The organism is Xanthomonas sp. LMG 12462 (assembly GCF_009192885.1).
GTDB classification, from domain to species: domain Bacteria; phylum Pseudomonadota; class Gammaproteobacteria; order Xanthomonadales; family Xanthomonadaceae; genus Xanthomonas_A; species Xanthomonas_A sontii.
Genome location: NZ_NMPP01000029.1, coordinates 1 through 19,477, shown reverse-complemented (window position 1 = coordinate 19,477; position 19,477 = coordinate 1). Strand labels below are relative to the sequence as shown.

At 70.9% G+C, this 19,477-nt stretch carries 13 protein-coding genes; 4 read left to right on the top strand and 9 right to left on the bottom strand.

Annotated features, from left to right (window positions below; all coding sequences use genetic code 11):
* Positions 1-198 precede the first annotated feature (198 nt).
* The 3 genes from CEK69_RS07960 (at position 199) to CEK69_RS07950 (ending at position 3,129) form a co-directional block, all read left to right on the top strand.
* Positions 199-951 (top strand): hypothetical protein, encoded by a 753-nt coding sequence (locus tag CEK69_RS07960; RefSeq protein WP_193313935.1) that lies wholly within the window; start codon positions 199-201, stop codon positions 949-951.
* A gap of 97 nt (positions 952-1,048) precedes the next feature.
* Positions 1,049-1,726 carry a hypothetical protein gene (locus tag CEK69_RS07955; RefSeq protein WP_152244903.1) on the top strand — a complete coding sequence of 226 codons (678 nt, stop codon included), beginning with the start codon at positions 1,049-1,051 and terminating at the stop codon, positions 1,724-1,726.
* Positions 1,727-1,875: 149 nt separating this feature from the next.
* The gene (locus CEK69_RS07950; protein ID WP_152244901.1) at positions 1,876-3,129 is read left to right on the top strand and encodes an MFS transporter; all 1,254 of its coding nucleotides are present in this window, start codon (positions 1,876-1,878) and stop codon (positions 3,127-3,129) included.
* A 285-nt stretch (positions 3,130-3,414) separates the two neighbouring features.
* Here the strand turns inward: CEK69_RS07950 and CEK69_RS07940 are convergent, their stop codons facing one another.
* Positions 3,415-3,909, bottom strand: coding sequence for a hypothetical protein (locus tag CEK69_RS07940; protein ID WP_152244897.1), 495 nt, complete (start codon positions 3,907-3,909; stop codon positions 3,415-3,417).
* Positions 3,910-4,049: 140 nt separating this feature from the next.
* Positions 4,050-5,033 carry an NAD(P)-dependent oxidoreductase gene (locus tag CEK69_RS07935; protein WP_152244895.1) on the bottom strand — a complete coding sequence of 328 codons (984 nt, stop codon included), beginning with the start codon at positions 5,031-5,033 and terminating at the stop codon, positions 4,050-4,052.
* 340 nt (positions 5,034-5,373) lie between these two features.
* Here CEK69_RS07935 and CEK69_RS07930 point away from each other — a divergent pair, with 340 nt between their 5' ends.
* Complete coding sequence (locus CEK69_RS07930) at positions 5,374-7,281, top strand: PEP/pyruvate-binding domain-containing protein (RefSeq protein WP_226975087.1); 1,908 nt, start codon at positions 5,374-5,376, stop codon at positions 7,279-7,281.
* Between the two features lie 194 nt (positions 7,282-7,475).
* Here CEK69_RS07930 and glgX read toward each other — a convergent pair whose 3' ends face one another.
* The 7 genes from glgX to CEK69_RS07895 form a co-directional block, all read right to left on the bottom strand.
* A complete protein-coding gene (gene glgX / locus CEK69_RS07925; RefSeq protein WP_017915232.1) occupies positions 7,476-9,641 on the bottom strand; it encodes a glycogen debranching protein GlgX in 2,166 nt (721 codons plus the stop codon).
* Positions 9,642-9,650: 9 nt separating this feature from the next.
* The gene (locus CEK69_RS07920; protein ID WP_081613481.1) at positions 9,651-9,857 is read right to left on the bottom strand and encodes a DUF2934 domain-containing protein; all 207 of its coding nucleotides are present in this window, start codon (positions 9,855-9,857) and stop codon (positions 9,651-9,653) included.
* 14 nt (positions 9,858-9,871) lie between these two features.
* Positions 9,872-12,487, bottom strand: a complete 2,616-nt coding sequence (treY, locus tag CEK69_RS07915; protein WP_152244964.1) for a malto-oligosyltrehalose synthase — start codon at positions 12,485-12,487, stop codon at positions 9,872-9,874.
* On the bottom strand, positions 12,484-14,451 hold the full coding sequence (locus tag CEK69_RS07910) for a 4-alpha-glucanotransferase (protein WP_152244893.1): 1,968 nt from the start codon (positions 14,449-14,451) through the stop codon (positions 12,484-12,486). The genes treY and CEK69_RS07910 overlap by 4 nt, the downstream gene beginning before the upstream one ends.
* 148 nt (positions 14,452-14,599) lie before the next feature.
* Positions 14,600-16,387 (bottom strand): malto-oligosyltrehalose trehalohydrolase, encoded by a 1,788-nt coding sequence (treZ, locus tag CEK69_RS07905; RefSeq protein WP_193313933.1) that lies wholly within the window; start codon positions 16,385-16,387, stop codon positions 14,600-14,602.
* Positions 16,388-16,389: 2 nt separating this feature from the next.
* Positions 16,390-18,615 (bottom strand): 1,4-alpha-glucan branching enzyme, encoded by a 2,226-nt coding sequence (locus tag CEK69_RS07900; RefSeq protein ID WP_343195288.1) that lies wholly within the window; start codon positions 18,613-18,615, stop codon positions 16,390-16,392.
* Between the two features lie 17 nt (positions 18,616-18,632).
* Positions 18,633-19,477, bottom strand: an 845-nt coding sequence (locus CEK69_RS07895; RefSeq protein WP_152244887.1) for a glycosyltransferase, incomplete at its 5' end; no start/stop codon positions are given.

Below are 19,477 nucleotides of genomic sequence, written 5' to 3'. Positions count from 1 at the left end.
GCTTTTACCAATCCCCAATCCCCAATCCCCTTCCATCCAAACCTGTCCGCAAAGCGGACAGATGTGGATGGAATGGAGACGCTGCCAAAGCTAGATTGGCACTCGATTAATTTAAAAATCAATGGCTTAAAAGTTGGCACGGCCTCTGCATTATCTCTCCTGCGAGCGGCGCCCCCTTGCCGCTCAGGAGAAACTCCCATGATCCGTCGTAGCGCACTCGCTCTGTCCCTGGTGCTGGCCACCGCCGCCGCTGCCGCCACCGCGCAGGTGCCGGCGCCGCCCGCACCTCCCGCTCCGCCGGCGCCCGGCAGCGTCCCGGCACCGCCGCCGCCGCCCGCGGCCCCCGTCGCTGCCACGCCGGTGCGCGTGGACGGCACTGTCGAGCGTTTCATGCTCAACCCCAACGGCGACGTCGATGGCCTGTGGCTGATGGACGGCACCCAGGTGAGCTTCCCGCCGCACCTGTCGGCCGATCTGCAGGCCGCCGTACGTCGTGGCGATGCGATCTCGGTGCAGGGCTATCGCCTGGGCAGCCTGCCGCTGCTGCAGGCCAACACCATCACCGCGCGCCGCAGTGGCAAGCAGGTGGTCGACCGCCCGCCGAACCCGATGACGCCGCCGCCGGCGCCCCCGGCACCGCCGGCCCTGACCCCGCTGCAGGCCGATGGCCGCATCGAGCGGCTGGTCTATGGCCCGCGCGGCGACACCGCCGGCGTGCTGCTCAGCGACGGCACCGTGGTGCGCATGCCACCGCACGCCGCTGTGCAGTACAGCGAGTTGCTGCGGCCCGGCGCGCGCCTGAGCGTCAACGGCTTCGGCGTGTTGACCCAGGTGGGTCGCTCGGTGGAAGCCACCCAGGTCGGCCGCGACCGCAACTCGCTGCAGGCGGTGTTCGCGCCCCCGGCCCCGCCTGCGCCGCCGGCTGCTCCGCCGCCGCCGGCCCCGCGTTGATCCGGGCGCGGTTCCATCGCGCCTGACCCCTGCGCCCGCCGTTCGCGGCGGGCGCTGCCGGCCCCCGCCGGCATCCCTTGTTCGTCTGGAGAATGCAATGCATTGGGTCGATCCCGATTCCCTGCCGGAAACCCGTGGCACGCTCGCGCGCTTCCTGCTCAACCCCAAGGCCGACGTCGACGGCCTGCTGTTCGACGACGGCACCGAAGTGCACACCCCGCCGCACCTGTCGGCGCAACTGCTGAAGGCGCTGCGTCCTGGCGCCGGCCTCGGCGTACGCGGACTCAAGCCGCGCGGCGCCGATATGCTGGTGGCGTTGGCGGTGGACCCGGATGGGTCCGCGCGCATCGTCGATGAAGGTCCGCATGCCGGTCCGCACACACCCAAGCCCAAGCCGCCGGCCAAGCCAAAGTCGGCGCAGGACGCGGTGCGTCACGCCGGCACCATCGCGCGGCTGCTGCACGGCCCGCACGGGCAGGTGCATGGCGCGCTGCTGGAGGACGGGCTGATCGTGCGCTTCCCGCCGCACGCGGTGCCGGAATCGGCGCGCTGGCTCGCCGCCGGCAAGCCGCTGGTGGCGCAGGGCGAGTTGCTGGAGTCCGCGCATGGCCAGGTGCTGCATGCGCAGGCGCTGGGCGCCAGCGACGCGACGCTGCAGCCGCTGAAGCCGAAGCCGCCCAAGCCTCATCACAAGCCGTTGCACGCGCATGCGGATGATGCTGCGCCGAAGGACGGGCCCAAGCCGAAGCCGAAGCCCAAGCCCAAGTCCCACTAAGTTCCGAGTCGTCGCGGCGGTGTGCCCCTGGCCACCGCCGCGCCTGTGTTTACCGCGCTCATCTAGGACACCGTCATGCCGCCCGTCGCGCCTGCGCAGCACCACGTTCTCCTGTCCTTGTCGCCGCTCGCGTCGCCGGCGGTGCGCGCATGAGCGGCACTGGCAAGCGCCCACGCGGCACGCGCGCGCTGGAAGCGCTCAATTTCACCATGGCCGACGTGCAGGACGGGCTCGGCCCGTTCCTGAGCGTGTTCCTGCAATCCAAGGGCTGGTCGCTCGGCGCGATCGGTTCGGTGATGACCGCCGGCGGCATCGTCGGCATGCTCGCCACCACGCCGGGCGGCGCGCTGGTCGATGCGACCAAGCGCAAGCGCAGCATCGTGGTGGTCGGCTGCAGCATGATCCTGCTGGCCTCGGCGCTGCTGTGGTGGTCGCCGACGCTGCCCGGCGTCATCGCCGCGCAGGTGATGACCGCGCTCGCCGCCGCCGCGCTGGGGCCGGCGCTGTCCGGCATCACCTTGGGCCTGGTGCGCCAGGCCGGCTTCGATCACCAGATCGCGCGCAACCAGGTCGGCAGCCATGCCGGCAACGTGGTGGCCGCGGCGCTGGCGGGCTTGCTCGGTTGGAAATTCGGTTTCGGCGCGGTGTTCGTGCTGACCGGCTGCTTCGGCGTGCTGGCGATCATCTCGGTGTTGATGATTCCGCGCGACGCCATCGATCACCGTGCGGCGCGCGGCATGGCCGAGGCCGAGGACGACCACGGTACGCACGTCAGCGGCTGGTCGGTACTGCTGACCTGCAAGCCCTTGCTGGTCCTGGCAGCGGCGCTGGCGCTGTTCCACCTCGGCAATGCGGCGATGCTGCCGCTGTACGGCATGGCGGTGGTGGCCGCGCATCAGGGCGACCCGAACGCGCTGACCGCCACCACCATCATCGTCGCCCAGTCCACGATGGTGCTCGCCTCGCTGCTGGCGATGCGCCTGATCCGCGTGCGCGGGCACTGGTGGGTGCTGCTGCTGACCTTCCTGGCGCTGCCGTTGCGCGGGCTGATCGCCGCCAGCGTCATCCACACCTGGGGCGTGTTCCCCGTGCAGATCCTCGACGGCGTCGGCGCGGGCCTGCAGAGCGTGGCAGTGCCGGCGCTGGTGGCGCACCTGTTGCAGGGCACCGGCCGGGTCAACGTCGGGCAGGGCGCGGTGATGACGATGCAGGGCGTCGGCGCGGCGCTGAGTCCCGCGCTGGGCGGCTGGATCGCGCAAGGGTTCGGCTACCGTGCCGCGTTCATGCTGCTGGGCGGCATCTCGCTGCTGTCGCTGGCGTTATGGGTGGGCATGCGCAAGCACCTGGTGACGGCGAAGCGCGAGCGTTCAGACGAGGAACCGGTGCCGCCGCTCACCGCCTAATCTGTGTCATGCCATTGGCGATGTGTTGTGCGACATCTGCCAATAGATTTCCCCGAGCTTCGCGCTTATCTACGTCACAGTCCTCGGCATCAGCCCACATGCCGAGGAGTAGAGAGACATGCACATCGTCATGCGCGAGCCGCACGCGATTCATCTCCGCGACTCCAGGATCGCCATCGATTTCAAAGCGGCGTCTCCAGCGAACGAATTGCCGTGCTCTATCCAATGTCATATAAAGCCTTTAAGTAAGTCGCGCAACGAAGCGGAGTCTGCTTGGACGAATTGTTAGTCGACATTTGACGGGAACCCCGTAATGACTTCAATCCGTTTGGCAGCCATGGGATCAACAGTGTACTGGTACTCGCCGAGATAAATGCTGTGCGCGTTCGGCTCCGCAATTATCGCTTCGGGGCTAAAAGCTGCACGGAGAACTAGGCCGCCGCCGATAGAGTTGAGGCCGACGGCAAACATCTCGGCAACAGCTTGGTTCTTGCTCCAAGAGAGGCCGAAGTTTCCTGCCAGAAATCGCGCGCGGCTTTCACCGCGAAAGAGCACCACAGCGGCGCCGCGATAAGGTGGGAGAATTTTCCGTAGGAACTGCACCAGGGCACGATCATCCGCGACTTGCTCGCGGATCCGATGACCGGCAACAATCCAATGCGTACCAAAGTCTTCGTGGCCCCAAGGCAGTTCTGAATCACCGCCAAGTATTTTTGCGACGGTTTCGCTCCACGAGCCCGATTCAGTGAGTCTCTCTAGGGCTGCGAATTTTTTTCTCATGCGATCTAACGCCTGAATTAAAATGAGTTGTAAAGCAGATTCGGATGGAATTAACTATTAGATGTCATGGCCGGTGGTCTTGGAAAGCCAATGGCCCGTGCGATTGTTTTCGCCAAGTGCGCCGGCTACGCTGCCATGCCTCAATCCAGTGCCACTCCGGGCACCACCTCGCAGGCGATGCCGGCGTCGGCCAACTGCGCCGCCAGCGCCGCGTGCGGCGCTTGCCGGAACGCATCGCCCGGCAGCAGGCTGACCACGCGCTGCCCGGCCTGCGCCCGTTCGATCAGCAGCGCCGGATGCGCGGCCGGATCGTCCGGCAGCGGCTGGCGGCTGGCATCGCGGCGCGCCAGGCTCAGCACTGCCGCGCTCACTTGCGCACCGACCAGCAGCAGGTCGGCCTGGTTGAGCGCACGCAGCGCCTTCAGCGTCAGCGCGCCGGGGTCGCCATTGCCGGTGCCGACCAGCCACACGCTGCCCTGCCGCGGTACCTCGTCGCTTTGCTGCAGGCTCTCGGCGAAGGCCTGTTCGGCGGCATCGCGCTGGCCGCTCTGCAGCAGGGTCTGCACCGGTCCCTCCAGTACCTGTTCGAACCAGCGGCGGCGCTGCGGCAGGTCCGGCAGGCGCGCGCGGATGGTGGCGCGGTGGCGCGCGAACAACTGCGCCAGTTCGGCGTAGGAGTGGTCCAGTTCGGTTTCCCAGCGCTCGCGCAGGCGCCGCGCAAGCATGGGTGCCGCACCGCTGGAGGAGATCGCGATCAACAGCGGGTCGCGATCGATGATCGCCGGCACCTGGAACGTCGACAGCGCGGCGTCGTCGACCACGTTGACCCACTTGCGCCGCGCTCCGGCCTGTTCGGCCAGTTGCCGGTTGAACGCGTCGTCGTCGGTGGCGGCCACCACCAGCCAGGCATCGTCCAGCCACTGCGGGTCGAAGGCGCCGTCGGCGCGCTGCAGGCGGCCCTGCGCCAGCCACTGCGCCACGGTGGGGTTGAGCGCGTGCGCGTACACCAGCACGTCGGCGCCGGCGTGCAGCAGCGCCTCGATCTTGCGCATCGCCACCTCGCCGCCGCCCACGACCAGCACGCGGCGTCCGGCCAGGTCGGCGAACAGGGGATACAGCGGCATGCGGACTCCTGGCTGGGGCGAGGTGCGTCAGGTCGCGGGCAGGCATGTGGTGGGGTCGCACGCGGCTGCGCAGCGTTCTGTCGGTCAACGATACCGAAAGGACGGTCGGATGGAGCTGTCCACAGGCGGAGGCCATTCCGTCCCCGCCATCCCAACGGTCGCGACGGCATCAAACGCCGAACCATGCCCGGCAGCGCCTCGCCGCGCAACCAACGCGCAGGCGCTGGCGTATGATCCGCGCTCGTCGCCCTCCCGAACCGGCATCATGGATCGAGCCCGTCCGTCCCCTTCGTGGCCACGCGTGTCGGCGTGGTGTGTCCTTTTCGCGCTGCTGTGGCAGGTGGCACCCACGCTGGCGCAGACCGCGCGCAAGCCGTCGGCCTACGAGCAACGCCCTGGCAGCAATGCCACCGTGCAGCCGGCGACGGGACCGGATTCCCTGCCGCGCCTGGACAGCCGTGCGCAGTTCCTGCAGCTCGCGCGGGTCTACAACGCCGGCACCGCGCTGGAGCTGCCGCATCTGCTGTTCGTGATCGACCGGCAGCAGGGTGGACGCGTCTACTACCTCAACACCCCGCGCTTCGCGCTGCACGAGCAATTCGTGCGCCAGCGCCTGGCGCCGGGCATGGGCAAGGCGGCGCTGAAGGCGCAGTACCGCGATCCGCAGCGCCGCTTCCTGTTCGGCACCCTGAGCTGGCAGCAGGATCTGCCGGGCTACACCTACGAGTTCTGGGAGGGCGACGTCCTTACCGCGCCCTTGTTGCAGCAGACCGATGCCGCCTTGCGCGCCTCGTTCTTCGACGCGCTGCGGTTCAAGACCAACTCCACGCTGCACGAACAGGTGGCCAAGTCCGCCGGGTTGGCCTTCGTGACACAGGAAGCGCTGCTGCGCGAGCAGCGCTTCCTGCCGTTGAACACCGGCCATGCCCAGGGACGGCTGCGCATCGTGCGTTCGGAGGCGCAGTTCCGTGCCCTGACGCCGCGCGACATCCCGGTACTGGACGAGGTGCCGATCGCATTGGCACCGGTCGCCGGCCTGATCACGCAGCGCCCGTCCACGCTGTTGTCGCACGTCAACCTGCTGGCCAAGAGCTGGGGCATTCCCAACGTGTACGTGCGCGATGCGCAGGCGACGTTGCGCCAGTACGACGGGCGCTGGGTGCAACTGGATGTCACCCACAACGATTACCGGGTGACAGCGCTGGCGGGTCCGCCGACGGCCGCACCCGCTGCCGCTCCCCGCACCGCGGCCCGCGCGCTGCCGCGTCCGGACCTGAGCGTGACCGCGCTCCAGCCGCTGGCGGCGCTGCGCGCCCGCGACAGCCGCGCCTGCGGGACCAAGGCGGCCAATCTCGGCACGTTGAAGGCGGTGCTGCCGCCGGTCGCGCGCGTGCCGGACGGCTTCTGCATTCCGTTCGCGCTCTATCAGGCGACGCTGCAGCGTCTGCAGGTCGATCAGCGCCTGCGCGACCTGCAGCGCCGTCCCGGCTTCGCCACCGACGCCGACGTGCGCCGCGCCGCGCTGGCGGCCTTGCGTGCCGAGATCGCCGACGCCGCGCCCGATCCCGCCTTCGTGCGCGCGCTGGAGACGCAGTGGCAGGGGCAACTGCACGGCGCCGGCGTGTTCGTGCGCAGCTCGTCCAACTCCGAGGATCTGCCCGGCTTCAGCGGCGCCGGCCTGTACACCACCGTGCCCAACGTCACCCGCGCCGACGCATTGGCCAAGGCGGTGCAGACGGTGTGGGCGTCGGTGTACAACTTCGAGGCCTACGAAGCGCGCGCCGCCGCCGGCCTGCCGCAGGATGCGGTGGCCATGGCGGTGCTGGTGCAGCTGGCCGCCCCGTCCGACAGTTCCGGGGTGATGATCACCCGCGATCCCTTCGATGCCGCGCGCCGCCACGTCACCTACATTTCGGCCAAGCGCGGCCTGGGCATCCGCGTGGTCGAGGGCAAGCGCCAGGCCGAACAGGTGATGTATTCGAGCTGGTCCAAGGCGGTGCAGGTGCTGAGCCGCTCGGCCGAGGACACCCAACTCGTGGCCAACGCCGCCGGCGGCGTCCGCGAGATCCCGATCGTCGGCACCCGCCAGGTACTGACCGACGCGCTCATCGCGCGACTGGCCAAGGTTGGCGCGATGACCAAGCAGGCGCTGGGCGGCGGCGATCAGGACATCGAGTGGGCGGTGGTCGGCGACGAGGTGGTGATCCTGCAGGCGCGGCCGTATGTGGAGCGGGGTGGGCGCCAGTGAGCCCCCTCAGTGGCTGCCGGAGGCGTTATCGGTGCGGCCGCTTGCGGTGGGCAGCTGCGCGGCACGGCGGTATCTGAGTTCCATCGATCTCTGGTCGCGGCTGAAACCGCTCCTACGGATGACAGCTCGCAACGTCCGCCTTCTGTAGGAGCGGACCCGCAGCGCCCGGCAGATCGTCGGGCGCTCCCATCAGCTCACGCCGTCGGCGCATCCGCATTGCGGTGATGCGCAGCCGTGGACTTGCTGTCGCGCTCGGCGGCCAGCAGGGTCAGCGAGCGGCCGATGCCGTGCCATTGCGAACCGCCGGGCAGGCCGTGTTCGCCGTTGCGTTCGGCGGTGTCGATCAGCACGCGCCAGTGTTCGCCTTCGACCAGCGGCAGGGTGAACGGCACGTCCTCGACCGCGCCGTTGACGATCATCAGCAGGGTCACGTTGGAAGCGGCCTGGCGCAGGCCGCTGGATGGGGCTCGCCCGTCCAGGCGCATCATCAGTGCGCGGGCGTGCGGGTCGTGCCAGGAGGCTTCGGTCATCTCCTCGCCGTCCGGGGCCAGCCAGGTCACGTCCTTGATCCCCAGTTCCTCGTCGTAGACGCCGTCGAAGAAGCGTGCGCGGTGCAGTAGCGGGTAGTGCGCGCGCAGGTGGGTCAGGCGCGAGACGAACGCGCTGAGCTGATGCGCGCGCGGGCCGGCTTCCCAGTTCAGCCAGGTCAGTTCGTTGTCCTGGCAGTAGGTGTTGTTGTTGCCGCCCTTGCTGCGGCCGAACTCGTCGCCGGCCAGCAGCATCGGCGTGCCCTGCGACAGCAGCAGGGTCGCCAGCATGTTGCGCATCTGCCGCAGGCGCAGCGCGTTGATCTGCTCGTCGTCGGTCTCGCCTTCCACGCCATAGTTGGCGGAGATGTTGTTGTCCGAGCCGTCGCGGTTGTGCTCGCCGTTGGCCTCGTTGTGCTTGTGCGCGTAGCTGACCAGGTCGTGCAGGGTGAAGCCGTCGTGGGCGGTGACGAAGTTGACCGAGGCGGTGGGGCGGCGGCCGCGGTGGTGGAACAGGTCGGCCGAGCCGGTCAGGCGCGTGGCCAGTTCCGCCAGTTGGCCTTCGTCGCCGCGCCAGAACGCGCGCACGTTGTCGCGGAACTTGTCGTTCCACTCCGACCAGCCTGGTGGGAAGCCGCCGACCTGGTAGCCGCCGGGGCCGACGTCCCACGGCTCGGCGATCAGCTTGACCTGGCTCAGCAGCGGGTCCTGGCGGCAGGCGTCGAGGAAGCCGCCCTTGGGATCGAAGCCGTGGTGCTCGCGGCCGAGGATGGTGGCCAGGTCGAAGCGGAACCCGTCCACGTGCATCTCCGACACCCAGTAGCGCAGCGAGTCGTTGACCATGCGCAGCGCGCCGGCATTGGTCAGGTCGAAGGTGTTCCCGGTGCCGGTGTCGTTGATGTAGAAGCGGCGGTCCTCGGCCAGGCGGTAGTAGCTGGCGTTGTCGATGCCCTTGAACGACAGCGTCGGCCCCAGTTCGTTGCCTTCGGCGGTGTGGTTGTAGACCACGTCCAGGATCACTTCCAGCCCGGCGCTGTGCAGCCGGGCCACCATCTGCTTGAACTCGGACACCGTGCGCGTGGCCATGTAGCGCGGGTGCGGGGCGAAGAAGCCGATGGTGTTGTAGCCCCAGTAATTGCGCAGGCCCTGCTTGAGCAGGTATTCGTCGTCGACGAAGGCGTGCACCGGCAGCAGTTCCACCGCGGTCATGCCCAGGCGCTTGATGTGCTCGACCACCTCGTCCACCTTCAGCCCGGAGAAGGTGCCGCGCCAGGCCTCGGGCACGGACGGGTGGCGCATGGTGGTGCCGCGCAGGTGGGTCTCGTAGATCACCGTGCTGTCCCACGGCGTCTGCGGGCGCTGGTCCTTGCCCCAGGTGAAGGCCGGATCGATCACCGCGCACTTGGGCATGTAGGCGGCGCTGTCGCGGCGGTCGAAGCTGAGGTCGGCATCCTTGTGGCCGATGGTGTAGCCGAACAGGGCCGGCGCCCATTTCAGTTCGCCGACCAGTTGCTTGGCGTAGGGGTCGAGCAGCAGCTTGTTGGGATTGAAGCGGTGCCCGGCGTCGGGCGCATACGGACCGTACACGCGATAGCCATAGAGCTGGCCGGGGCGCGCGTCGGGCAGGTAGCCGTGCCAGATCTCGTCTGTGTACTCGGGCAGGGCGATGCGTTCGATCTCGCGGCCGCGATCGTCGAACAGGCACAGCTCCACCTTGGTGGCGTGCGCCGAATACAGGGCGAAGTTCACTCCCAGGCCGTCCCAGGTGGCGCCCAGCGGATACGGCAGGCCCTCGCGGATACGCGAACGGCGGGTGAGCTTGCGCACGGGCATGAAGGATCCTTAGGAAGAGGTGCTGCCGTTGCCGGCGCTGCGTCGCGGTTGCGACGGCGGCAGCGCCTCGGCATCGGCTTCGGCCGCCGCTTCCGCGGCCACCAGGCGTTCGGCCATGGCCCAATGGCGGGCGGCGTGGCCGTCGGGTCGCCCTTCGGCTTCCCAGATTTCGTGTGCGAGTTGGCGGATGCGGCGTTGGCGTGTTTCTGCGTCCATGGCTTCTTGCGAGATCAGGGGGAGGCGACCAGCACGGCCACCGGGAACTCGGCGAACAGCGCCGACACCGCAATGGCCGACGTCGCGTCGACGGTAGCACTGGCCAGCACCGGGCGATACTGTGCCTGCGGCAGTGTCAGAACCGTGTTACGCCAATCGAACTGCGCCCGCAGCGGCGCGTCCGGCCGCAGCGCCTGCGCGGCGGCGCCCAGCCGCGGTACTGCCACCACCAGCGAGGCGCCCTCGTGTTCGCGCACGAAGCCGAGCACGTGTTGGGCCTGCGGGCCCTGCGCCTGCAGCGGCGTGTAGCGGCCGTGCGCGAACAGGTCCGGATGCGCGCGCCGCAGCTGCAGCAGCTGTGCGGTCAACCAGGCCTTGATGTGGCCGCTGTGCCAGTCCTGCAGCAGCGCGTCCGCTGCGGTGGCATCGCGCAGCCAGGCCTGGCGCAGCGCGTAGTCCACCGGGCGGCGGTTGTCCGGATCCACCAGCGACAGATCCCAGCCCTCGCTGCCCTGGTACAGGTCGGGCACGCCGGGCAGGGTCAGGCGCAGGGTGGTCTGCACCAGGCTGTTGAGCGCGCCGGCCGGAGCCAGCGCCGCGGCCGCCTGCGCCAGTGCCTCGCGCAGTGCGGCGCCGGCCGGCTGCACCAGCGCCGCGTCGAGCAGCGCGCGCGCATTGCGCTCGTAGTCCTCGTCCGGCCAGGTCCAGTGGGTGCGCAGCTTGGCTTCGCGCGCGGCCTTGAGCTGCCAGGCGCCGATGCGCTCGGCGTAGTCGCGCAGGCCGTCGGCGTCGTCCACCGCCAGTTCCAGCGGCCACGCCGCCACCAGCATCTGCCACAGCATCAGCAGGTCGCCGGGCAGCGGCGCGGCGCTACCGGCCGGCAGCAGGTCGGCCGACAGCGCCTGGAACCGCCCCACCTCCGCCTCCCACCACGGCGCCTGCGCGCTGAGCGCGGCCAGGCGCATGCGCACGTCTTCGCCGCGCTTGTGGTCGTGGGTGGCGGTGGCCAGCAGCGCGCGCGGATAGCGCTGCGCGCGCACGGCGTTGGCCGCGTGGAACGCCTCCGGCGTCAGCGCGAACACGTCCGGCTCGCTGCCGACTTCGTTGCGCGAGAGCAGCACGCCGTGGCGGTAGAAGGAGGTGTCCTCCACCGACTTGGCGTTGAGCGGCGCCGACAGTTGCTCCAGGCGCCGGCGCACGATCCGCCGCAGCGCCACCTGCGCCTTGCCGGTGCCGCGGCCGTCGCGACTCCAGCGCTCGATCGCATCGATCGCCGCGCACACCCGTGGCTCGGCGCCGACGCGCGCACGCTGCGCGGCCTGGGCCAGGCGTGCTGCGTCGTCGTCGTCCAGGCCATCGGGTCCGGCATAGGTGCGGTACACCTCGAAGTGCCGCAAGAGGGCCATCAGCCCGCGCGCCAGCATCTGCGGGCTGAACTCGCGGGTCAGCGGATCCAGGTGCGCGGCGGCGCCTAGCGCCTGCACGGTGCGCACGAACTCGGCCTGCAGCGAACCCTGCAGGATCTCGTCGCGCGCGGCGCGCTGCTCCTGGCCGAAGTCGCCACTGCGCCCGCTCCAGCGCCGCCACAGCGCGGTCAGCGGTTCGGCGCCGGCCGGGTCGTGCAGCACCGCGGCGACCTGGTCCATGAAGTCGTAGCCGGTGGTGCCGTCGCAGGGCCAGTCGCTGCGCAACTGCTCGTGCGGCGCCAGGATCTTTTCCAGATACAGGGCGATGCCGCCCGCGGCGATGCCGCGGCGGCGGCCGGCGCGGTCCAGTTGCGTGCGCAGCCGCTGCACGTAGCCGGTGGGATCGGCCAGGCCATCGACGTGGTCGACCCGAACGCCATCGAGATGGCCCTCGGCGACCAGCCGCAGCGGCAGCTCGTGGACCGCGGCGAACACGTCGTTCTGCTCCACCCGCAACGCCGCCAGCGAGGTGATGTCGAAGAAACGGCGGTAGTTGAGCATGTCGTTGCCGACCCGCCACCAGGCCAGGCGATAGCACTGGCGTTCGATCAGCCGGTGCAGGGCGTCGTCGCCCAGCCGCGCGGCGTCGTTGAGCCGGGCGGCCCAGGCCGGGCGCGCGCTGGCCGGTTCCTGGGCGATGGCGCCGTCCAGGCGGATCGGGAAGCGCTGGTCGTGGTGCAGCAGGACCACGCTGCCGTCCTCGGCCACCTGCAACTGCAGCGCGCCTTCGCTGAGCGCCTGCGCATAGGGGCGGTCCAGCACCGGCAGCCACAGCTTGCCCTCGCGCCCGGGCGCACGCCAGTCGATGTCGAACCAGCCGGCATGGCGGCTGCGCCGGCCATGGGTGAGCACGTCCCACCACCACGGATTGCTCGGGTGGGTGGCCATGTGGTTGGGCACGATGTCCAGGATCAGGCCCATGCCGTGGCTGCGCGCGCGCTCGGACAGGTGCAGCAGCGCCGGCTCGCCGCCGAGTTCGGGATTGACCTGGCGCGGGTCGGTGACGTCGTAGCCGTGGGTGGAGCCGGGGACGGCGGTGCCGATCGGCGACAGATACAGGTGGCTGATGCCCAGCCCGGCGTAATACGGCACCTGTGCGGCGGCATCGAGCAGGGTGAAACCGGCATGCAGCTGCAGGCGGGCGGTGGCCCGCAGGGGAATCATGCGCATGCGTCGGCTCCTTGCGCGGCGGTGGCGGTGGATTGGCGGGTCTGGGCGAAGGCGTCCAGGCGCGTGGCGAGGGTGGCGACGGTCGCGGCGGCGTCGGGCGCGGGCAGGCGCCGGCGCCAGTTCGGGTGGCCGTCGACGGTGCCGGGCAGGTTGGGTTGCTGGTCCAGGCCCAGCGCGTCCTCGGCCGGCAGCAGCGCCAGCGGCGATGGCGTGGCGGCGACGAAGCGCAGCGCGCCCAGTTCCGGGTCGGCCGCCTGCGTCGGCGGCAGCGCCGCGGCGACCGCCTGGTCCATGCGCGCGACATCGTCGCTGCGCGCCTGGTGGTCGGCGTGTTGCTGCGCGGCGTCGCTCAAGTGCAGGCGTCGGCGCCAGTCGATGTCCTCGCCGCGGCGCCAGCCGCGCAGGGTCGGCAGGTCGTGGGTGGTGGTGGTGGCGAGGGCGTCGGGGCGCCACTGCGCCGGCGGCAGGAACGCGCCGGCGCGGTCGCGGGTGAACAGCAGCACGTCGATGCCCATCACCCCGCGGCGCGACAATTCCGCGCGGATGCCGTCCGGCACCACGCCCAGATCCTCGCCGATCACGATCGCGCGGTGCCGCCAGGATTCCAGCGCCAGCAGGCGCAGCAGGTCGTGCAGCGGATAGCGCAGGTACACGCCGGTGGAAGAGGGTGCGCCGCGCGGAATCACCCACAGCCGCAGCAGGCCGAGGATGTGGTCGATGCGCACGCCGCCGCGATCGCGCATCACCGCGCGCAGCAACTCGATGAACGGCGCGAAGCCGGTGGCGCGCAGCGCGGTCGGTGCATAGCCGCAGATGCCCCAGGCCTGGCCGTCGCCGTTGAACGCGTCCGGCGGCGCGCCCAGTTCCAGCCCCTGCAGCACCGCCTGCGGCCACGCCGCGGCCTCGGCACCATGCGCGTCGAAGCCGACCGCCAGGTCGGCGATCAGGCCGATGCCCATGCCGTCGGCGCGTGACTGCCGCTGCACGTCGGCCCAACTGCGCGCGGCCAACCACTGCGCGAAGCGGTGCAGACCCGGATCGGCATCGCCGAAGTCCTGCGCGGCGAACGCGGCATGCGCATGCAGGGCGCTGCCGCCGTCGCGTTCGAATGCGGCCAGGTCGGCGTGCAGCGCGGCATCGGCCTGGCCGAAGTCGGCGTGCAGCTGGCGCAGCCACTGCCACTTCAACGCAGCCGACGCCGGCCAGTCGATCAGCGGCCGCGCCTGCGCCTCGGCGAAGGCCTGCGCCAGCCCGGCTGCATTCAGCGCGCGCTGCGCGGCGGCGGCACCGAGCATGCGCGCCGGCGCTGCCTGCAACGGATCGAGGAAGCGGCGGTCGCTGGGCGAGTAGGGGCTGTAATGCGCACCGATCGGCCGCGCCGCATGCACCGGGCTCAGCGCGATGGCATCGCCGCCGGCCGCGGCGATGCGCGCGGCCCAGGCGGCGGTGCCGTCGGCGTCGCCGATGCCGGCGTCGTAGCCGCCCGGCGCCGAGTACACCTGCAACGACAGGCCCCAGCGCCGCGGCTGCGCCGCGCCCACCGCGTCGGCGACGCCGTAGCAGCGTGGCGGCGCCACCGCCAGGGTGGTGCTGCGGTCGCCGTGCTGCAGGGTCCAGTAACCGGCGGTATCGGGTGCGACCAGGCGGCCCTGCGCGTCGCAGTGGCCGTGCAGTGCGCGCCCGTCCTCGCTGTCGAGCTGGTACGCCGTGCCGGGCGCGGCGCCGACCTCGACCGGCGCGCCGACGTCGGCAGTCAGCAGCGGCGGCAGCGCGGCATCGGTCTGCAGCCGGCGCAGGCTGTCGCGGCAGGCGGCCGCGTCGCGCGCGTCCAGGCCCAGTGCGCCGAGCACGTGGCGCAGGGTGTCGTCGCCGACCGTGCGCGACGTGTCGCCGGCATCGATCCAGTCGACCAGCAGGCCGGCGGCGTCGGCCAGGGTGTGCAGGGAAGTGTCGGTCATGGGCAGGGCGAACCGGGCAGCAAGGCAAAAGAGGGATCCGCCGCGGTCCCGCCCACACGCGCCGGCAGCGCGTGCGCGGCGGTGGGCAGCGAACGAGGTGGCCAGCGTGCCGGGGACGCTGTCGCGATGGCGTCGCGACAGCGGGTGCTCATGCGGCGTTGCCGGGCCGGTAGCGCGCGACGAAAGCGTTGGGCGGCAACTGCGCGGCGTCGTCGCCGGCGTTCTCCGCGTGCACGGTGCTGCCGGGCAGGTCCAGCGCTACCGGCGCGTCGCCGAAGTTGGCCGCCACGTGCCATTCGCCGTTGCCCAGGCGCCAGCCCGCGGCGATCGCCTTCGGTCCGATCACCCGCGCGCCCAGCGCGCTGGACTGGCCGAGCGCCGGCACCAGGTGCTGGCGGCGCAGCGCCATCAGCGCCGCGAACCAGTCGCGCCAGCGCGCACCGTCGCCGTGGGTGGCGTCGCTGATGTCAGCGATCGAGGCTTGGAAGGTGCTCGGTGCGTTGGGATCGGGAATGGTGGCGCGCTGTTCCGGGTCGGCGAAGGCGGCGAACTGCGCGAATTCACGGCGGCGGCCCTCGCGCACCGCCTCGTCCAGCGGCGGCGCGAAATCGGTGAAGAACTGGAACGGGGTGCGGCTGCCCCACGGCTCGCCCATGAAGAACAGCGGGATCATCGGGGTCAGCGCGGTCAGCGCCAGCGCCGCGCGCAGCGCCGGTTCGCTCACCTGGGTGATCAGCCGGTCGCCGCGGGCGCGGTTGCCGATCTGGTCGTGGTTCTGCGCGAAGATCACGAACTTGTGCGGCGGCAGGTGGCCGCTTGGCTCGCCGCGCGCGTGCCCGCGATGGTCGGCCTGGCCCTGGAAGGCGAAGCCTTCGCCGAGCACGCGTGCCAGGTGCTGCGCCGGCGCGTCGGCGAAGCCGGCGTAGTAGCCCTCGTGCTCGTCGGTCAGCAGCACGTGCAGGCTGTTGTGGAAGTCGTCGTCCCACTGCGCGCTGTAGCCGCGCTCCAGCACATCGGCCTGGTTGGCCTCGTTCTCCAGCACCAGGTGCACGTGGCGCCCGTCGGCCACGCTGGCCGTGATCGCCTCGCGCAGGGTATCGAGGAAGGCGTTGGGCACGATCGCGTGCACCGCGTCCAGGCGCAGGCCGTCGAAGCGGTACTCGTGCAGCCACATCAGCGCGTTGTCGATGAAGTAGCGCTGCACCGGCGGCAGGCGGAAGTCGATCGCCGCGCCCCAGGGCGTCGGCGCGTCCTCGCGGAAGAAGGTCGAGGCGTACTGGCCCAGGTAATTGCCGTCCGGGCCGAAGTGGTTGTAGACCACATCCAGGAACACGCTCAGGCCCAGGCCGTGGGCCTCGTCGATCAGCGCCTTGAGTTCGTCGGGATGGCCGTAGGCCGAGGCCGGCGCGTACGGCAGCACGCCGTCGTAGCCCCAGTTGTGGCGGCCGGGGAATTCGGCCAGCGGCATCAGTTCGATCGCGGTGACGCCGAGCGCGGCCAGCGTCGGCAGCTGCGCGCGCAACCCGGCGTAGCCGCCGCAGGTGCCCACGTGCAGTTCGTAGAACACGGTCTCGGCCCAGGGCCGGCCGCGCCAATCGCCGTGGCGCCAGGCGTAACCGTCGGGGGCCAGCACCGCGCTGGCGCCGTGCACGCCGTCCGGCTGCCAGCGCGAGGCCGGGTCCGGCACCGGCGTGCCGCCGTCGATGGCGTAGCGGTAGCGGGTGCCGGGCGCGCAGGCCAGGGTGGCGGCGAAGTAGCCGTCGCCGATCGCCTGCAGCGGCTGCCGCCGATCGTCGCCGAACACCAGCTCCACGCGCTCGGCATCCGGCGCCCATAGCGCGAAGGCGACCTCGCCGTTGGCGCCTGGCCAGGCGCCGGGGCGCAGGACCGCGCGCGGGGCGGCTGGGGAATCGGTTGAGACAGCGGTCGTGGCCATGGTCAAAGGTCCGGTTGCAGCCAAAGGGTGGACAGCGGCGGCAGGGTCAGCGCCAGCGATTGCGCATGCCCGTGCATCGGCTGCGGCAGGGTCGACAGCACACCGCCGTTGCCCTGGTTGGAACCGCCGTAATAGCCGCTGTCGCTGTTGAGAATCTCGCGCCAGCGTCCGCCACGCGGCACCCCCACGCGGTAATCGTGGTGGACGGTCGGCGTGAAGTTGCTCACCGCCAGCAGCGGCGGCGTATCGTCATCGCGATCGTGGCGGACGAAGGCGAACACGCTGTTGTGGTGATCGTCGGCGATGCTCCATTCGAAGCCGTCGCTGCTGCGGTCGCTGCGGTACAGCGCCGGCAACGTGCGCAACTGCCGGTTGAGGTCGGCGACCAGGCGCGCGACGCCGCGGTGCTCGGGCTGCTGCGCCTGCACCCAGTCCAGCGGCCGGTCGTGGTCCCAGTCCTGCCATTGCCCGAACTCGCAGCCCATGAACAGCAGTTTGCGTCCGGGATGCGCCCACATGAAGGCCAGGTAGGCGCGCAGGTTGGCGAAGCGCTGCCAGGCGTCGCCGGGCATGCGCGCCAGCAGCGAGCCCTTGCCGCGCGCCACCTCGTCGTGCGACAGCGGCAGCACGAAATGCTCGGAGAACGCATACACCAGGCCGAAGCTCATCTCGCTGTGGTGGTGCTGCCGGTGCAGCGGATCGCGCTGCAGGTAACGCAGGGTGTCGTGCGCCCAGCCCATGTTCCACTTGTGGCTGAAGCCCAGGCCGCCCTGCGCCGTGGGCGCGGTCGCACCCGGCCACGCGGTGGATTCCTCGGCGATGGTGCGCACGCCCGGGAAGCGCTGCGCGATCTCGTCGTTGAGCCGGCGCAGGAAGGCGATCGCCTCCAGGTTCTCGCGGCCGCCGTGGGCGTTGGGGATCCATTCGCCGGCGTTGCGGCCGTAGTCGCGGTACAGCATCGCCGCGACCGCATCCACGCGCAGGCCGTCGACGTGGAAGCGCTCGATCCATTCCAGCGCGCTGCCGATCAGGTAAGCCACCACTTCTGGGCGGCCGTAGTTGTAGACCAGCGTATTCCACTCGCGGTGCACGCCTTCGCGCGGGTCGGCGTGTTCGTACAGGGCGCTGCCGTCGAAGCGCTGCAGGCCGTGCGCATCGTCGGGGAAGTGCGCGCCGACCCAATCCAGCAACACGCCGATGCCGGCCTGGTGACAGGCATCGACGAAGCGCGCGAAGCCGTCGGCGTCGCCATGGCGCGCGGTGGGGGCGTACAGGCCCAGCGGTTGGTAGCCCCAGGAGCCGCCGAACGGATATTCGGCGATCGGCAGCAGCTCGATGTGGGTGAAGCCGAGCCCGCGCACGTAGGGGATCAGTTCGGCGGCCAGCGCATCCCAGTGCAGCGGCTGGCCGTTGCCGTCGTGGCGCCAGGAGCCGGCATGCAGCTCGTAGACGCTCAGCGGCTGCGCGCTGCCGGCCTGGGCCTCGCGCTGCGCCAGCCAGGCCGCATCGCCCCAGGCGTGGCTGTCGGCGTACGGCACCACCGAGGCGGTGGACGGCGCCAGGGCGCTGCAGCGCGCCACCGGATCGGCCTTGCGCGGCAGCACGCTGCCGTCGGCGGCCTGCACTTCGTATTGATAGTGTTCGCCGCCGTGCAGCCCGGGCACGAACAGTTCCCAGACCCCGGCCTCCGGATGCAGGCGCAGCGGATGCCGGCGCGCGTCCCAGCCATTGAAGTCGCCGACCAGCGCCACCCGCCTGGCCTGCGGCGCCCACACCGCGAAGCGCACGCCCTCCACCTCGCCGACGCGGGCGTGATGCGCGCCGAGCGCGGTCCGCAGGGCGGCGCCGTCGCCAGCGGCCAGATCCTGCAGCCAGGCCGGATCGAGCATCGGCTCGAAGGCATAGGGGTCGTCGCATTCCTGCACCGCGTCCGGCCACACGATGCGCAGCCGGTAGGGCGTGGGCTGCTTCAGTTCGCCCTCGAACAGGCCTTCGGCCTGCGGGTGGGTACGCATCCGCGCAATCAGCTTGCCCTGCGCATCGAGCAGGCCCAGCGCCTCGGCGCCCGGCGCCAGCACACGCACCCGCACCGTGCCGTCGGCCTGTGGATGCGGGCCAAGCCAGGCGAACGCATCGATCGCCTCGCCGCGTGCCAGTGCCTGCAGGGCAAGGCCGTCGCCGTCGTCCTCCGTGTCCGCCGCCGGGTCCCCGCCGGCGGCCGGGTCCACGGCGTGTTCCCGATCGCTCATGCGGCGGCCATGGCACTCGCGGTGGCCGACACCGTGGCGCTGGCCGCGGCCGGGATGTTGCCGGCGGTCGTGGCGGCGGTGCGCTCGTACAGCGCCATGTACTTGCGCCCGGCCAACTCCCAGCCGCTGGGCCGCAGCATCGCCGCGCGACGCATCGCCTGCAGCAGACCCGGCAAGCGGAAGGTGCGGAACACCCGTTGCAGGCAGCGGCGCAGGCCGTCGGCCGAGGCTTCCTCGAACAGGAAGCCGGTGACGCCGTCGTCCACCGTGTCGATCAGGCCGCCGGTGGCGTGGGCGATCGGCAGGCTGCCGAAGCGCTGCGCGTACATCTGGCTCAACCCGCAGGGCTCGAAGCGCGAGGGCATCAGCAGGAAGTCGGAGCCGGCGAACATGCGCCGCGCCAGCGGCTCTTCGAAGCCGATGTGCGCGCCGACATGGCCGGGGTAACGCCGCGCCAACGCCGCCACCGCCTGCTCGATCTGCGGCTCGCCGCCGCCGATGATCACGATCTGGCCGCCGGCGGCGACGATCTGCGGCGCCACCTCGCAGATCAGGTCCAGGCCCTTCTGGTGCACCAGCCGCGAGACCACCGCGAACAGCGGACCGTCGCTGTCGAGCAGGCCGAACGCCTGGCGCACCTGCGCCGCGTTCTCGCGCTTGCCCTGGATCTGGCCGACGCCGAAGTGCGCCGGCAGGTGCGTGTCGGTGCGCGGGTCCCAACTGGCGTCGATGCCGTTGACGATCCCGCTGAGGCGGCCGCTGGCGGCGCGCCGCGCCAGCAGCGCGTCCAGGCCGCAGCCCTGCGCCGGGCCGGTGATCTGCGCGGCGTAGCTGACGCTGA

Coding starts and splice junctions, on each gene's coding strand:
- CEK69_RS07960 (WP_193313935.1), top strand. CDS start 199: ATGATCCGTCGTAGCGCACTCGCTCTGTCCCTGGTGCTGGCCACCGCC.
- CEK69_RS07955 (WP_152244903.1), top strand. CDS start 1,049: ATGCATTGGGTCGATCCCGATTCCCTGCCGGAAACCCGTGGCACGCTC.
- CEK69_RS07950 (WP_152244901.1), top strand. CDS start 1,876: ATGAGCGGCACTGGCAAGCGCCCACGCGGCACGCGCGCGCTGGAAGCG.
- CEK69_RS07940 (WP_152244897.1), bottom strand. CDS start 3,909: ATGAGAAAAAAATTCGCAGCCCTAGAGAGACTCACTGAATCGGGCTCG.
- CEK69_RS07935 (WP_152244895.1), bottom strand. CDS start 5,033: ATGCCGCTGTATCCCCTGTTCGCCGACCTGGCCGGACGCCGCGTGCTG.
- glgX (WP_017915232.1), bottom strand. CDS start 9,641: ATGCCCGTGCGCAAGCTCACCCGCCGTTCGCGTATCCGCGAGGGCCTG.
- CEK69_RS07920 (WP_081613481.1), bottom strand. CDS start 9,857: ATGGACGCAGAAACACGCCAACGCCGCATCCGCCAACTCGCACACGAA.
- treY (WP_152244964.1), bottom strand. CDS start 12,487: ATGATTCCCCTGCGGGCCACCGCCCGCCTGCAGCTGCATGCCGGTTTC.
- CEK69_RS07910 (WP_152244893.1), bottom strand. CDS start 14,451: ATGACCGACACTTCCCTGCACACCCTGGCCGACGCCGCCGGCCTGCTG.
- treZ (WP_193313933.1), bottom strand. CDS start 16,387: ATGGCCACGACCGCTGTCTCAACCGATTCCCCAGCCGCCCCGCGCGCG.